This is a genomic window from Sphingobium sp. TB-6 (assembly GCF_012927365.1).
GTDB lineage: Bacteria > Pseudomonadota > Alphaproteobacteria > Sphingomonadales > Sphingomonadaceae > Sphingobium.
In genome coordinates, this window is the sequence record NZ_JABBGL010000026.1 from 37247 (window position 1) to 52938 (window position 15692).

The 15692-nt window shown below is 59.7% G+C and carries 15 protein-coding genes; all 15 read left to right on the forward strand.

All coding sequences use genetic code 11. The annotated features are described in order from the left end of the window. Positions 1-72 precede the first annotated feature (72 nt). A complete protein-coding gene (locus HHL26_RS22015) occupies positions 73-1182 on the forward strand; it encodes an acetyl-CoA acetyltransferase (protein WP_346765615.1) in 1110 nt (369 codons plus the stop codon). A gap of 45 nt (positions 1183-1227) precedes the next feature. Continuing rightward, the gene (locus HHL26_RS22020) at positions 1228-2004 is read left to right on the forward strand and encodes a glucose 1-dehydrogenase (RefSeq protein WP_066564628.1); all 777 of its coding nucleotides are present in this window, start codon (positions 1228-1230) and stop codon (positions 2002-2004) included. Positions 2005-2142: 138 nt separating this feature from the next. Then, positions 2143-3447, forward strand: a complete 1305-nt coding sequence (locus HHL26_RS22025) for a cytochrome P450 (RefSeq protein WP_066564625.1) — start codon at positions 2143-2145, stop codon at positions 3445-3447. Beyond that, positions 3444-3776 (forward strand): non-heme iron oxygenase ferredoxin subunit, encoded by a 333-nt coding sequence (locus tag HHL26_RS22030; RefSeq protein ID WP_066564622.1) that lies wholly within the window; start codon positions 3444-3446, stop codon positions 3774-3776. The genes HHL26_RS22025 and HHL26_RS22030 overlap by 4 nt, the downstream gene beginning before the upstream one ends. 37 nt (positions 3777-3813) lie before the next feature. Next, entirely contained in the window at positions 3814-5538 is a 1725-nt protein-coding gene (locus HHL26_RS22035) for a flavodoxin domain-containing protein (RefSeq protein ID WP_158511804.1), read from the forward strand. A gap of 69 nt (positions 5539-5607) precedes the next feature. Next, entirely contained in the window at positions 5608-6456 is an 849-nt protein-coding gene (locus tag HHL26_RS22040; protein ID WP_169576723.1) for a TauD/TfdA family dioxygenase, read from the forward strand. Positions 6457-6501: 45 nt separating this feature from the next. Further along, complete coding sequence (locus HHL26_RS22045) at positions 6502-7260, forward strand: glucose 1-dehydrogenase (RefSeq protein ID WP_066564781.1); 759 nt, start codon at positions 6502-6504, stop codon at positions 7258-7260. Between the two features lie 40 nt (positions 7261-7300). Beyond that, positions 7301-8167: an enoyl-CoA hydratase/isomerase family protein gene (locus tag HHL26_RS22050; protein ID WP_066564616.1), complete on the forward strand. Its 867-nt coding sequence runs from the start codon at positions 7301-7303 to the stop codon at positions 8165-8167. Positions 8168-8253: 86 nt separating this feature from the next. Continuing rightward, a complete protein-coding gene (locus tag HHL26_RS22055) occupies positions 8254-9141 on the forward strand; it encodes an enoyl-CoA hydratase (protein ID WP_066564614.1) in 888 nt (295 codons plus the stop codon). 29 nt (positions 9142-9170) lie between these two features. Then, complete coding sequence (locus tag HHL26_RS22060; RefSeq protein WP_066564612.1) at positions 9171-10673, forward strand: AMP-binding protein; 1503 nt, start codon at positions 9171-9173, stop codon at positions 10671-10673. Positions 10674-10724: 51 nt separating this feature from the next. Next, positions 10725-12359 carry a GMC family oxidoreductase N-terminal domain-containing protein gene (locus tag HHL26_RS22065; RefSeq protein ID WP_066564611.1) on the forward strand — a complete coding sequence of 545 codons (1635 nt, stop codon included), beginning with the start codon at positions 10725-10727 and terminating at the stop codon, positions 12357-12359. A gap of 3 nt (positions 12360-12362) precedes the next feature. Then, entirely contained in the window at positions 12363-13217 is an 855-nt protein-coding gene (locus HHL26_RS22070; protein WP_066564609.1) for an enoyl-CoA hydratase-related protein, read from the forward strand. Beyond that, positions 13207-13968 carry an SDR family NAD(P)-dependent oxidoreductase gene (locus tag HHL26_RS22075; RefSeq protein ID WP_066564606.1) on the forward strand — a complete coding sequence of 254 codons (762 nt, stop codon included), beginning with the start codon at positions 13207-13209 and terminating at the stop codon, positions 13966-13968. Before HHL26_RS22070 ends, HHL26_RS22075 begins: the two co-directional genes overlap by 11 nt. Before the next feature lie 2 nt (positions 13969-13970). Beyond that, entirely contained in the window at positions 13971-14777 is an 807-nt protein-coding gene (locus tag HHL26_RS22080) for an SDR family oxidoreductase (protein WP_066564604.1), read from the forward strand. 33 nt (positions 14778-14810) lie between these two features. After that, positions 14811-15692, forward strand: an 882-nt coding sequence (locus HHL26_RS22085) for an SDR family NAD(P)-dependent oxidoreductase (protein ID WP_169576724.1), incomplete at its 3' end; no start/stop codon positions are given.

Here is a 15692-nt window from a genome sequence, read left to right on the forward strand (position 1 = left end):
TGGAGTACGAACGTGACCGCTTCGATCATTGGTTGGGGGCATACGCCTTTTGGAAAGAAACCCGACGAAACCGTGGAGACATTGGTCGTTGCAGCGGCAAATGAAGCCATCGCCCATGCCGGTATTGGGCCGGAAGATGTCGATTCCATCGTCCTGGGACACTTCAACGCGGGCTTTTCAAAACAGAATCTGACGTCGGCATTGGTGCTGCAAGCCAGTCCTCTGCTGCGTTTCAAGCCCGCATTGCGAACGGAAAATGCCTGCGCTTCTGGGTCGGCCGCAGTTTTCCAAGGCGTTAACGCCATCGAAGCAGGCCGGGCGGAGATCGTTCTTGTGGTCGGCGTCGAGAAGATGACTGATTCTACCTCGCCGCAGATCGCCGAAAACCTGCTTCGCGCCTCCTATCTCGCAGAAGAAGGTGAAACTGAGGGCGGGTTCGCAGGTATATTCGGTAAGATAGCGCAATCCTATTTTCAGAAATATGGTGACCAGACCGACGCGCTGGCGCGGATTGCCGCCAAAAATCATCGGAATGGTGTAAGCAATCCCTGGGCCCAGATGCGCAAGGATCTTGGATATGAATTCTGCCGGGCTGAAAGTGAGCACAATCCTTTCGTCGCAGGTCCGTTGAAGCGGACCGATTGCTCCTTGGTGTCCGACGGCGCGGCCGCGGTCGTGTTGGCGGCGCCAGACATAGCCGCTGGCGCCGCGCGCGCCGTCCATTTCCGCGGGAGAGGGCATGTTCAGGATTTCCTGCCTATGTCGCGGCGCGACATCACCCAGTTCGAAGGCTGCACCAAGGCTTGGCAGAGGGCATTAGCGGAGGCGGGCATCACTCTCGACGATCTGTCGCTTGTCGAGACACATGACTGTTTCACGATCGCCGAGCTGATCGAATATGAAGCCATGGGCCTCGTTCCCAGCGGTGAGGGCGCGCGAGCCGTGCTGGAAGGCTGGACGGAGATCGGCGGGCGCCTTCCCGTCAACGCCTCTGGCGGTTTGAAGGCCAAGGGGCATCCGATCGGGGCAACCGGCGTGTCGATGCACGCGCTTTGCGCCATGCAGCTATGCGGCGAAGCACCCGAAGGGATGCAGGTTACCGGGGCCGAACTGGCCGGTGTGTTCAACATGGGCGGGGCGGCAGTCGCCAATTATGCGAGCGTACTGGTGCGGGTCCGCTAACGCTTCGGACTCCCCGACAAAATAAGAAATATGGAGAGAGATAAGATGGCAGCGCGTTTCGACGGCAAGACAGTGCTCATTACCGGTGCTGCAAGCGGCATCGGCCAGGAAAGCGCTCTGGCTTTCGCGGAGGCCGGCGCGGTCGTGGTCGGCATTGATCGCTCCTCGGACGGCTTGGATGAAACGGCTGAAAAACTCCGCGCCATCGGGGCTCGGTTCGAGCCCATAACGGCAGATGTCGCAGACGAAGATTCGGTTGCAACCGCGATAGATCGGGCGAAGGCCGTTACTGGGCGAGTCGATTGCGCCTTCAACAACGCCGGCATAACCCAATCCTCGACGCTCGCGGCGGACCTAACCCTGGATGAGTGGGACCGCGTGATGCGGATCAACGTCACCGGTGTCTGGCTCTGCATGCGCGCCGAAATCAAGGTCATGCAGACGCAGGGCGGGGGATCCATAGTCAACACGGCATCCTTCCTGAGCCATCACAGCATGCCGATGCAGACCGCCTATGCGGCAAGCAAGGCGGCGCTCGTTGGACTGACGAAAAACGCCGCCATTGAATATGCGACCGCCCGCATCCGCATCAATGCGGTAGCGCCCGGCGGGATTCCGACCGGCATGATGGCGCAGAGCCTGTCCGGTCTGGAGCGGGAGCAGGAGGATGCCGCCCGGCAGGCTATCGCGGACATGCATCCCATGAAGCGGCTAGGCAAACCTCGTGAGATCGCCCAGGCCGTCATGTTCCTCAGCTCCGATCAGGCGGAGTTTGTGACAGGGGTCTGCCTTCCCGTCGATGGCGGCTGGTCGGCGCTATAGCAGCATGGCGACGTGCGGCGTCGTTGGTCCCCAGCATCGGTGACATACACGGCGGCTCACTCACCTTAATTTCGATGATGCAAGTTTCAAGCGGTGGATGCGTCGGCAAGCGGCCGCGCACTTCCGCAATGGGAGAGTATGAACATGGACACCGTGCCACAGGCAGCCAAGTCTCAGTGCCCGGTCTCGCGTGTCAAGATCGACACGCTTGATACCATGCAGCAGGTTCTTCGCTCCAAGGCAGTCGAAGAAAATGCCGATGTATCAGCGGACAATTACGTGTGTCCGAACGCCTTGGCCGCGATTAACGTGCGCGAATTCCAGCAAGGCAATCTCGCCATGAGCAATGGCGACGTTCATCGCCAGCGCAGGCGCCTGCTCAATTCGCTGGTGCGGCCCGAACAGCTCGTCCGCTTCCGAGAGGACATCATTCTACCTTCCGTCGACCGGTGGATGGGGCGCATGATCAAGCGCAACGAGGACGGCGCGTTTGGTTGTGACCTAGCCGGCGTGGTCGAGCTGATTTTCCTGGAATTCGCGGCGAAGATCATCGGTATCGAGGGCGTCGAGTCGGAGGAGGGCATGGCGCGGTTGCGCGGATGCGCGCTGCCGATCTTTGGGGGTCTGAGCGCGGCGCATTTCGAGGATCGCGAAGGCGTTACCAAAGCGGGCATCGAAGCGAAAAAGGTTTTCGTTGAAGAATTTTACCGTCCGTCGCTCGAGTATACTCGTCAGCAGTTGAAGGGGCTTGAGGCGGGTGAACTGACGGAAGAGGATGTGCCGCTCAACCTGTTGCAGATGATTGCTACGCAGGCCCATGAAAGTTATGCCGACGAGGATGTCGGCATCAAGGAGGCGATCCTCTTCTTCGTCGCGACAACCGGCACCAGCGTGCAAGCCGTGCTTTCTACCGTCGAATATCTTCTCGACTGGTTCGAAAAGCATCCCGACGATCGCGGCTGCATCGAGGATATGGAATTCGTGAGCAACGCCTTGCAGGAGGCACTGCGGCTCCGTGCGCCCTTTGTCCCTTTCCTCACGCGGCTGGCTGTCGAGGATCTCGAGGTCAGCGATGTTCACCTGAAGGCAGGTGACGAAGTGCAGGCATGGGTGGCGCGGGCGGGTCGCGATGCTGCGGTTTTCGGCGACGACGCCAATGAATTCAATCCGCGGCGAGAGATTCCAGAGGGTATCAGCCGCTATGGCTTGGCGTTTGCGACCGGCGCGCACCAATGCCTAGGCCTGCGGGCCGTACTTGGCAATGACGGCAAGAGCGGCAGTCATCTGAGGCTCGTTCAAGGTCTCTTCCGCGCGGGAATCAGGCGGGATCCCCACGCGCAGGCGCAAACATTGCCGCTTAAGCCATCGGACGATCCCCGCGATCAGATCCCCACTTACATTTCTTTCCCCGTCATCCTCGACAATTGGAGTCCGCGCGCATGAGCAAGGTTGAAATCCTCAAAGTCACTGACCTTCCGCCCGGTGAGATGCGGAAGATCGAGGTTGGCGATCGCACGCTCTGCGTCGCGCATATCGAGGATCATGGGTTCCGCGCTATCGATGATCGGTGCACCCATGAGGACGAGTCCCTCAGCGAGGGATGGATTTGCGGCGACAGCGTGGAATGCCCGGCGCACAGTTCCCGTTTCAGCTTCCTGACGGGTGAGGTGACGGGCGTACCGGCCTGGATTCCGGTCAAGGTCTATCCAGTCGAAGTCGAGGGCGACAAAATTTATGTGACGTTCGACAATGCCGAGGCGGCGTCGGCGTGATCTCTCCGTTCGACCTTTCCGGCTGGAGATCCTTGCGGTGACATTGATCGAAACGGCCTTCGATGCGCATCAGGTCCAAGGTGACATGCCCGACGGCGTGCACGATAGGCATGACCACGAGGCATCGAACGGCGATGGCGGTTTGAAAGCAGGATCTGTGACGGTTCTGTTCGCGACGGAGACAGGCGCCAGCGAGGATGTCGCTAAGGCTTTGGGTAAGGCTGTTGAACAGAATGGACTGACTGCCCGGGTCATCGATATGGCGGACGCGGACATTGCCGACTTAGCGGACATCGAGATCGCGCTTTTCGTTGCCAGCACGACCGGTGACGGTGATGCGCCCTACGCGGCAGAGGGCTTCTTTGCCGCTCTCAATTCTGCCGATGCCATATCACTCGATCATCTGCGCTACGCCGTGCTGGCTCTTGGTGATTCAACGTACGAGCATTTTTGTGCAGCCGGGCGTCGCCTGGACGAAGCACTTGTTGCACTCGGCGCACGGCGCCTTCTCGACCGGGTGGACTGCGACATCGACTATGAGGAACCGGCAGCAGAGTGGCGGGCCGCCGTGCTCGCAACGATCACGCATAAGCCGGTAGTCACCCCGTCTGTCGGCCTAAGCAATGGTTTAGCAGCGGCGCGTCGTGAAAAATATCGATTGACCGAGGGCATCGTGGTTGAGAGCCGCGTGCTGACGGGTGAGGGTTCGACGAAGGCCACGCGTCATCTTGCGCTATCGCTGTCGGACACGACTGCAGGGGCTTATGAGCCCGGTGACGCGTTAGGAGTCATCGTCGAAAATGATCCGGCTCTGGTAGCAGCTGTGCTTGATGCTGGGCGGCTCGCCGCAGAAACGGTTGTGACGCTCAAAGGGGAGACGCTGATGCTCGGCGATGCGCTCCGCCTCTATCTGGATGTTACGGCGGTAACGCCGCGCTTCCTCGAGGCATGGGGTGCAGCGTCGGCCAGCCAGTTGCTTCCTGCTCTTGGCTCGGGATCGGAGAGCAGCCCGCCCACGGTCGTGACGCGCGATCATCACATCGTCGATATCATGCGGCGCTATCCCGCTGCCGACCTAGAAGCGCAGACCTTTGTCAACATGTTGCGGTCTCTGCAGCCTAGGCTTTATTCGATTGCATCCAGTCTCAAAGCCGTTCCGGGTCAGGTGCATCTGACCATCGCCCCCGTCGCTTACATGCTTTGGGGTGAAGAGCGCCGGGGCGTAGCCACCGGTCAGCTATGCGAGAGGACGCCCGTCGGGACACGTGTTCAAGTTTATGTGCATTCCAATTCGCATTTTCGCCTACCCGCCCCGGAAGTTCCGGTCATTATGATTGGCGCGGGCACGGGCGTCGCCCCCTATCGCGGGTTCTTGCAAGAGCGCGCCGCGCAGGAAGGTGCAGGCCGGGCGTGGCTGTTCTTTGGTGAGCGCAATCGGTCCACTGATTTCCTTTATGAGGACGAACTGAGCGCGTTTTTGCAGTCGGGCATTCTGACCCGAATTGATACCGCTTTCTCGCGTGACGGGGAAGCCAAGGTTTATGTGCAGCATCGGCTTGTGGAAGAGGCCGATGAACTCTGCCGTTGGATTGCCGATGGTGCTCATGTCTTTGTCTGCGGCGACGCGGCTAACATGGCTCCGGATGTGCATCGTGCCCTGATCTCCGTCTTCCAGATTGGGATGGGGCTTACCGCTCCAGCAGCCGAGGCATTCCTTCGAACTTTGCAAAGCGAGGATCGGTACCAGCGGGATGTGTACTGAACGGTGAAACGGGACGCGGCCCGCGAGCAGGTCCGCCATGCGATAAAATCCAGCATCTAGGAGGTTGTGATGTCTGTTCAATCGGCAACGAAGATTTCAAGAATTCAGCCATTCGGGGTTGAGGTGGACCTCGACCTGCGTGAAGAGAAGAATGACGACGAGGTGGTCCGCCTGTTCAAGGAGCATGGCTATCTTGTCTTTCGCGAACAAGCATTGACGCAGGATCAGCAGAAGCGGGTGATGTCCAAGCTGGGCCCCGTCCTGGAAGATTTCACGACGGTTGGGTATGTTTCGAATACCCGAAAAGATGGCATTCTAGGCGACTCCGAGGTCTCTTTTCACCTCGACTTCCTCTACACACCGGTTCCGCTTCTGGGCATTTCCTTGCACGGGATCGAAGTGCCCTATGAAGAGACGTGGACACGGTTCGCAAGCGGAAGTCTGGCGCTCGAAGCGCTCGCACCCGCGACCAGAGAGCGTCTGCGCGGTCTCAAAGGCCTCAATCTCTTCTCCGCCAGCGAAGAAGGGTTAACCGGACGCCAGCGCATTGAAGGCTACCCGGATAATGCGCCCCGCGCTGAACATCCGCTGATACATGTCGATCCCATCACGGGTAAGGAAGTGCTCTTTGCAACCCAGCAAAACACGGCTCTCGTCGTCGGGCTGAGCGAAACAGAGAGCGAGGATCTGCTCGCTGAACTGCACGAGCATCTTTACGCCGATGCAAACATTTACGAGCATCGGTGGCGTAATGGCGACCTCGTGATCTGGGCGAACCAAGCATATCATCATGCGCGCGGCGGGCTTGTACCGGGTAAAACCCGGACGTTGCAGCGCGTCTGCATCACCAATGGCGTGGCGGAAGACTATCGCCCTCCCATTCCCGACGATCGCCTTCCCGAAAACATGCGCAAATGATGCATTTCTCGGCACCGATTAGTGGGAGCAACGCACGTGAATAAGATGGATTGGAGCGGACGGGTTGCGCTCATTACCGGTGCCGGCAGTGGCATCGGCCGTTCCGCCGCGCAGGAGTTCGCGGCTTTGGGCGCAAAGGTGGCTGTGCTTGACCGCGATGAGCGCGCCGGGAGCGAGACCCTGGAGGCCATTCTTCGAGCGGGGGGTGAGGCGATCTTCCTGCTCACTGACGTGACCAATGAGGACTCTGTCGCGGCCTCGGTCGGCGAGACGGTGAGCCGCTTCGGCCGCCTCGACGCAGCCTATAACAACGCGGGGATCTCACCGGATACCGGCACCACGGTGGATTGTACGCGGGAACTTTGGGATCAAATATTCGCCGTCAATGTCACCGGCGTGTGGTTGTGCATGAAGCACGAGATCCAGGCCATGCTCAAGACAAGCGGCGGAGCAATCATGAACACGGGGTCGGTTTCTTCGCTGCGCGCAGCGCCGCAGTTGCCCGCCTATGTGGCGAGCAAACATGCGCTGATCGGCCTTACCAAGGTAACTGCGCTCGAATATGCCAAGCAGAACATTCGGGTGAATATCGTATGCCCCGGCGTCATAGAAACGCCAATGCTCGCTAAGAAAGCAGCCGAAGGTTTCTTCAGCATCGACCAATATGTCCAGTCGTCCGTGCCCATGAGCAGGGCGGGCCGGCCGGACGAAATCGCTTCGGCCGTCATATGGGCGTGTTCCGAAGCGGCCTCTTACCTGACCGGAGCAACGCTGTCGGTCGATGGCGGAATGGTCATCGCCTGATCGGGTCGATCATTAATTTGGATTTTAAGGAGAAGATGTGATGAGCGAGCGTCCAGAATATTTCGACAAGTACAAGACCCTCAAGTTCGACCGATCGGCGGACGGTGTTCTCGTCGTGCAGTGGCATAGCAATAACGGACCGGTGCTCTATGGCGCTGAGCATCATTCCGAATGGGCCCCCGCTTTCACGGATATTGGGGGCGACCGTGACAATCGTGTCGTCGTGTTCACCGGCACCGGCGATGTCTTCATCGACCGCCACGGCGAATGGGGTGTTCCCATTAAAACGCCCAGCAATTTCGATGTGCCCTCCTGGGGCGAAAAGATGATGTTCCGCCGCTTGTTCGAAATCGAGGCGCCGTTGATCTGCGCCTGTAATGGCCCGGCGCTGATCCACGGCGAGCTGATGGTTCTGGGCGACATCAACCTTGCATCGACGACCGCCGTTTATGCCGATGAGGGTCATTTCACTGCCGGCGAGGTGCCCGGTGATGGCGTGCACATCCTGTGGCAGGAACTGCTGGGGACCAACCGCGGCAAATATTTCCTGCTCACGGGCCAGCATATCGATGCCTATGAAGCCCAGCGTCTGGGCGTCGTCAACGAAGTTGTGAAGCCTGAAGAGCTGATGCCCCGTGCCCTAGAACTCGCTCACCAGATGGCAACCTACGATGATCTAACCCTTCGCTACACGCGGCAGTGCTTCGTGGATCGCTGGAAGCAACTGTTCAACGACCGGGTTGGGGTGGGATATGGCATGGCGCTGCAGGCACTTTCCCACATGGATCGTGGTTGGATGGTCTGGGACAAGAGCAACGAGGGGCAGGAAACCTACTCCAAGCTCGAGCGGCTCTATCCCAAAAACCAAGCCGACGCGGGCGCGGGGCGTAAGCGCGACGCTGCTTGATGATTGTCTGGGACGCCTGACAATAGGAGCTCAGGCGTCCCTGGCACAGATCGGCCGATAACAGGCACTGCGGGATAGGATGAGCTATGACGAGCGAAGTTGGACGAGAGGCGTTTGAGACCATAGTGTTCGAGGACGTCGTTCCGGGCGTGGTGCGGATTGCACTTAATCGGCCCGAGAGCCGCAATGCCCAGAATGCGGCGATGCTCTATGAGCTCAATACTGCCTTCAACCAAGCCGCTCGGGACGACTCGGTCAAGGTGATTATCCTCGCCGCGCGGGGAAAGCATTTCTCCTCCGGCCATGACCTTCGTATTCCGGATTTCGTGGCGGAAATGGCGCCTTGGGATCCTGTGGGGACCTGGTGCGGTTTCAGCTGCACGGGAGCCGAAGGGCGTATGGGGATTGAAAAGGAAATGTTCCTCGGCCTCTCCGAGCGCTGGCGCAACATTCCGAAGGTCACGATCGCTCAGGTTCAGGGAAAGGCGATCTCCGGCGGACTGATGCTCATTTGGCCGTGTGATATCATAATTGCGGCGGAGGACGCAGAATTCGCCGATAATACGGCTGATATTGGGGTCGCCGGTGCTGAATTCTTCAATCACCCATGGGAACTGGGGGTCCGCAAGGCTAAGGAAATGCTGTTCACCAGCGATTTCATCGATGCACAGGAGGCTTATCGGCTGGGAATGGTGAACCATGTGGTTCCCAGGGAGGAACTGCAAAGCTTCACCGAGGCCATGGCGTGCAAAATCGCCAAAAAGCCAGCCTTCACGCTGAAGCTTCTCAAGGAAGCCGTTAATGCCGCGCAAGATGCACAAGGTCGCGTGAACGCTATGGGCACGAGCTTCGCTCTGCATCAACTTAGCCATTCACATAATGAGCAGATTTTTGGCCTGCCGATCGATCCCACTAACCTCCCAGCCGCTGTGAGGGACAAGGCCGCCTGGAAGGGCAAGCCCGCTTCTGAATAAGCGGTGGCACATTATAAAGGATGTTGCGAATGGCCATAATTCCTCTGGCTGAAATTCCTGCGCGGGGTTCAGCGCTCCATGGCTGCGATGCGTGGGCGATCCGGCATGGCGACGATGTGATAAGCTGGGGCGAATTGGCTGACCGGGCGCTCCGGCGCGCCCATGCGTTGCGTGGCGTCAACATCGGCCCTGGCGATCTTGTCACGTTGGCGCTTCCGAATGGATCGGCATTTTACGAGCTGATGTTCGCACTTTGGACGATCGGGGCTACGCCGCACGTTGTATCCTATCGTCTGCCGCTCGCCGAACTTCAAGCGATCGTAGCAGTGGCAGAGCCGAAGATGGTGATCGCATCCGACGCGGCGCTACGGAAAGCATTCGGGGCGCAGCCTGGTGATTTTGGACGCGACCATCCGGAAGCAACGCCGCTACAGGCCGTCATCGCTCCCCGATGGAAAGCGATGTCTTCCGGGGGATCGACCGGCCGCCCGAAGATTATCGTAGCCCCGGGGCCAAACAGTTTCGATACCGATCGGAAACCCCCATTGCGATTTCCCGACAAGGGGCCGATCCTCGCAACTGGCCCAGTCTACCACAACATGCCGGTGACGACGAACATCCAGGCATTGTCTGAGGGCCACTCGATCATCGGCATGACGCGGTTCGATCCGGAGGAGGCGCTTCGACTAATTGAAGCTTTCCGAGTTAAATGGACAAGCTTCGTACCGACAATGATGATGCGAATTTCGCGCCTGCCCAAAGAGGTGCGCGAAAAATATGACGTCTCCTCGCTTGAGACGGTGTGGCATTGGGCTGCGCCCATGCCGCGAGAGCTCAAGCAGGAGTGGATCGACTGGCTTGGTCCCGAGAAGATTTGGGAAATTTACGGGGGTACAGAAGGGATTGTCACCACCATATTGAACGGCGTTGAATGGCTGGCCCATCGCGGGTCGGTGGGGCGTCCGTACCTCGACAAGATCAAGATCGTCGATGAAGCAGGCAAGGAATTGCCGCGCGGGGAAGTGGGCGAGATTTTCGCGCTTCCGGCCGGAGGCCGGGGGTCCACCTATCGCTATATCGGCGCCGACGCGCGGACGACCGAAGATGGCTTTGAAACCTTGGGCGACTTCGGTTGGATGGATGAAGACGGCTATCTCTACATCGCCGATCGCCGCACCGACATGATTGTGTCGGGGGGCGCTAACATCTTCCCAGCCGAGGTCGAAGGCGCCTTGATGGCGCACTCGGACGTAGAGGGAGCCGTGGTCATCGGGCTGCCCGATGATGATTATGGCGCCACCACCCACGCTATCGTTCAACCGACGGTGGAGGCGCAGGGGCGCCTAACCGCCGACGAATTGCTCGCATTCCTGCGCGAAAGGCTGGTTGCCTACAAGCTTCCGCGAAGTTTCGAGTTCGTGACGGGCGCGCTGCGGGACGACGCCGGCAAGGTCCGGCGGCAGCAACTGCGCGAAGAGCGCATCGCTGCCATGGAGGAAACGAAAGTAAACCGGCCGTCAGCGGTAGGGTGAGGTCGATCGGCCGACCTTTTGAGCGACATGGCCGAGCCGGAGAGGAAGCATATGAAAGACGACGCGATAGTCGCTGATTACATCATCGTAGGCGGGGGTAGCGCCGGCGCGGTACTCGCAAACCGGCTCAGCGAAGACGGGCGGTCCAAGGTGGTTCTTCTCGAAGCAGGGGGGAACGGCCGGTCGCTGGTGATGCAGGTTCCCGCCGGCGTGGTTCAGTTGATTGGCAACACCAAATACGACTGGGTCTATCCCCAGGATCCGGACCCCACCATCGACAATCGGTCATTCGCCTGGTCCGGCGGCAAGGCATTGGGGGGTGGCAGCGCCATCAACGGGATGGTCTATGTCCGCGGCACGCGACGGGATTATGATCGCTGGGCCGAGGCGGGCGCAACGGGCTGGGGCTTCAACGATGTCTTCCCCTATTTTCTCAAGTCTGAGAACTGGTCGGGCAAGCCGAGCCAAGCTCATGGGTCGCACGGTCCGCTGTCCGTTGCGCCCATGCGACCAGGTTTCCACCCGCTAACGCATACCTTTTTGAAGGCCTGCAACGAGCTTGGAATTCCGACCCTTTTCGAATATCAGGACGGGCAGATGGAAGGGGTGTATCTCACCCATGGCTCGCAACGCGACGGTTGGCGCTGTAGCACGGAGAAAGCCTATTTGCGCCCAGCCCGCTCGCGGCCCAATCTCGAGATCATCGTCGATGCCGATGTTGAACATGTGGACTTTGAAGGTGCGCGCGCGGTCGGGGTTACCTATCTGCACAAAGGCATCAAGCGCAAGGCCAGGGCGCGCGGCGAAGTGATCCTCTCTGCAGGCGCTATGGGGACACCGGCCTTGTTGATGCGCTCTGGCATCGGGCCTGCCGGTATCCTGCAAGAGCACGGCATTAGTGTTCGCCAGGATGCGTCCCAGGTCGGCGCCAATCTTCAGGAACATCCGGGCGTCGGGCAGAATAAATATGTGAACCAGCCGACGATGAACAGCCGGATGCGGCCTGTCGATATTCTCCGTTATCTATTGCGCTATGCATGGAACCGCAGCGGTCCGCTTTCCGCACCGGCTGTACCGGCAATGGGCTTGGTGCGAACGCGCGACGATCTGGATGAGCCCAACGTCCAGTTCCATTTCATGCCGCTCGGCTACGACATGGACCCCAACGCAACCTCCTGGGATTCCAGTGGACTTCCAAAGGAACAGATCATCACGCTCTATGCGTCCGTCTGTCACCCCAAGAGTCGTGGCAGAGTCGTGCTGAACGCAGATCTCCGGCCACGGATAATGCATCGTCTTTTCGATGACGAGCGAGATTTGGCCACGATGATCGAGGGCTGCAAGTTGATCAACCAACTCTATCATACACCAGCGATGCGGAGCCTTGTGACCGCCGACCGCAGTCCCAATCCGATTCCTGCCAACGATGAGGAATGGGCGGCGTTCATTCGCGCCAAGGCGGCGCTGGGCTATCATGCGGTGGGAACCTGCCGCATGGGCAGTGACGCTCAGTCGGTCGTCGATCCGCAGCTGCGGGTCCGAGGCATTGAAGGGTTGCGCGTCGCCGACGCATCCATCATGCCGACACTGCCGAGCACCAATACTAATGCCACCGCCATCATGATCGGCGAAAAGGCGGCCGATATCATCGCGGGCCGGGTGGCCGCAGCCAAACAGGCGGCCTGAGCCGTGAACCCCGCGGAATACAGCAAGCCACCGGTGCGCATCGAGCGGACCAACGGGGTTGCCGTTATAACCCTCTCAAACTCTCAGACAGGGAATGCGCTGGACGTCGAAATGGCCGAGGCGCTCCTTGAGAGAGTGCAGGAGGCAGCGCGTGATGCTGCGGTCCGATGCGTTCTGCTAACGGGGCAGGGGCGTTTCTTCTGCGTCGGCGGTGACGTGAAGCGTATCGCCGCAAGCGGAGACGAAGTGGGGATATTGCTGGACCGCATCACCACCCCGTTGCACGCGGCCGTCAGTAAATTACTCCATATGGACAAGCCGCTGGTGGTGGCTGTGAACGGCCCGGTGGCGGGCGGCGGCCTTGGGCTTGCGGCTGTCGGCGACATCGTTCTGGCGTCCGATGCCGCGCATTTTTCCATGGCCTATGCCGGCATCGGCTTTTCGCCCGACGGCGGCGCGACCTGGCTGCTGCCGCGCCTAATCGGACTGCGCAAGACACAAGAACTTGCCTATACCAATGGGCGCCTGACAAGCGCGGAGGCAGTGGCACTCGGCCTCGTAACGAGGTCGGTTCCCCCTGGAGACTTAGCTCGGGAAGCGCGTGCCCTAGCGGAAACGCTGGCGTCAGGCCCTGTCGGAGCCTTTGCCGCGACCCGCCGCCTGCTACTGTCTTCCGATAGCATGAGCCCCGAAGCGCAGATGGACTTGGAAGCGCTGAGCGTGCGCACCCAAGCTGCCGCTGCGGAAGGCAGGGAAGGCGTGGCGGCCTTCCTGGGCAAACGCCAACCGGATTTTGCGACAAGGGGCGGCGGAACGCGCTCAGCGCGAAGGGATTGGGAGAAACATTATGAAAATTGACGGCCTCACCGCGCTGGTGACAGGCGGGGCCTCGGGACTGGGTGCTGCAACCGCGGCCATGCTTGCGGCCGAAGGTGCGAAGGTCACGATCCTCGACCGGGACCGCGAGGCAGGTGATGCGCATGCTCGTGCGATTGAGGGGCGGTTCATCCCGGCGGATGTGACGGATGCGAGCGGCATTGAGGCAGCGCTGGCCGAGGCAGAGGCAGCTTTTGGGACAGCCCGGATCCTCGTAAACTGCGCGGGGATTGCGCCAGGGATCAAAACAGTTGGCCGCGACGGGACGCCGCACCCGCTCGATGATTTCCGACGGGCCGTTGAGATCAACCTCATCGGAACATTCAATGCTCTTAGTCAGTTCGCCGCGCGCCTCGTTGCTGCAGAGCCGATTGGCGAAGAGCGGGGCGTTATTGTGAACACCGCATCGGTTGCGGCTTTCGACGGGCAAATAGGGCAGGCAGCCTATGCTGCGTCGAAGAGCGGGGTTGTTGGACTGACGCTCCCCGTCGCGCGAGACTTGGCACGCGAAAAGATCCGCGTGATGACAATCGCGCCGGGCATTTTCATGACACCCATGATGAAGGCGTTTCCCCAATCCGCTCAAGACAGCCTTGGCCAGCAGGTGCCGCATCCGAGCCGCTTGGGTCAGCCCTATGAATATGCCGATCTTGTACGGTCGATCATCGTAAATCCCATGCTGAACGGGGAGGTCATCCGTCTCGATGGCGCAATTCGGATGGGGCCGAGATAATAATGCAAAAGGCGGGAGCGAAGACAACCAGGCCAACTGTAGATCTTGGCGGCCAGATTGCCTTTGTGACCGGTGCGGCTAGTGGAATCGGTCGTCAGACGGCAAGGGCTCTCGCTGAATCAGGCGCGATGGTGTTCGCCGCTGACAAGGCGGGTGCGGCATGTATTGAAACCTGTGCGGCCTTCCCCGAACGAATGTCTTACCTGGCCTGCGACGTCACAAGCGTCTCGAGCGTGCGAGCGGCACTCGATGCGGTCTGGCAGGAGCATGGTGCACTGGACATACTGATCAACTGTGCAGGCGTGTATTCGATGCAGCAGCTGATGGATGTCACAGAGGACGAGTTTGACAAGGTCCTGAATATCAACCTGAAGGGTCTGTTCTTCGTTAGCCAGATTGCCGCGCGCTATATGATCAAGGTGGGTGGGGGCGGTGCTATCGTGAATATCGCTTCGGCGGCTGGGCGCAAGCCATCCATCGGATCGCTTGTGTATTCAGCCAGCAAGGCGGGCGTCATCAACCTGACGCAGGGAATGGCTCAGGAACTCGCGCCCCATAAGATACGCGTGAATGCCATTGCACCAGGTGCCGTGGAGACACCCATGTGGGATGCCGTCAAGAGCGCCTACGAGAAGGGCGATTCTGAGAGTGCCTTGAGCATTGAAGCGGCCCTTCTGGCAGCGACGCCACTCGGACGTCTGTGTCGCCCACAAGATTGCGCCGACGCGATTCTCTACCTTTGCACTGACCAAAGCGCGTTCGTTACCGGCCAGACGCTGAATGTCGATGGGGGTATGTATTTCAACTGACGACTGAACCTGTCATTCATGAAAGGATAGGGCATGGCACAACTTGAGGGACGCCGCGCGCTCGTCACAGGTGCAGCCGACGGAATTGGAAGGGCGGTCGCGGAAGCCTTCGCACGCGACGGCGCTCGGGTTCTGGCCGTCGACATATCCGCTGAGAAGTTGCAGAGTGCATTTGCGGGCAGCACGGCAATACTTCCGGTTGCGCAGGACCTCGTGTCGGACAACGCGCACGAAACCCTTGTAACCACGGCCTCTGAGCTTTTGGGTGGACTGGACGTCCTCGTGAACAATGCGGGGATTCCGGGCGATCTAGCGATGCTGCATGAGACGACAGACGCAAACTGGAACCGCGTGTTCGCTGTGAATGTCGATGCTGTTTTTCGTCTCACGCGGGCTTGTGTGCCGTTGCTGCGATCGAGCCGATACGGGCGCATCATCACCACTGCCTCCGTCTGCGCGGAATATGGACTTCGACTCCAAGGGGCTTATGTCGCGTCGAAGCACGCTGTGTCCGGATTGATGAAGGGCTTTGCCATAGAACTGGGTTCATATGGGATCACGGCAAATTGCATCAATCCGGCGAACACGGTCACCGGCATAACGCGCAACTGGTTTTCCCCGGCAGATTCTGCTGAAGGGCAGGCTTATCTTGAAATAGCATCGGTACTCGGTCGTTATAGTCAGCCTGAGGATATCGCTGCAGCCGCCCTCTATCTAGCTTCCGATGGCGGTGGCTACGTCACCGGCCAGTCCATTACCGTGGATGGCGGGATGACATGTCGATTGCCTGCCGATTCCGATGAAGCCGCCCCTCGTTTCCGAGATGATTGCGCCCCTTTGTTCCGAGATGATGTCGCCCCCGGAGACAGGGCCGTGCTGGCTACGTCTGTTGTTGTTTCGTTCGCGGCGGTCGTC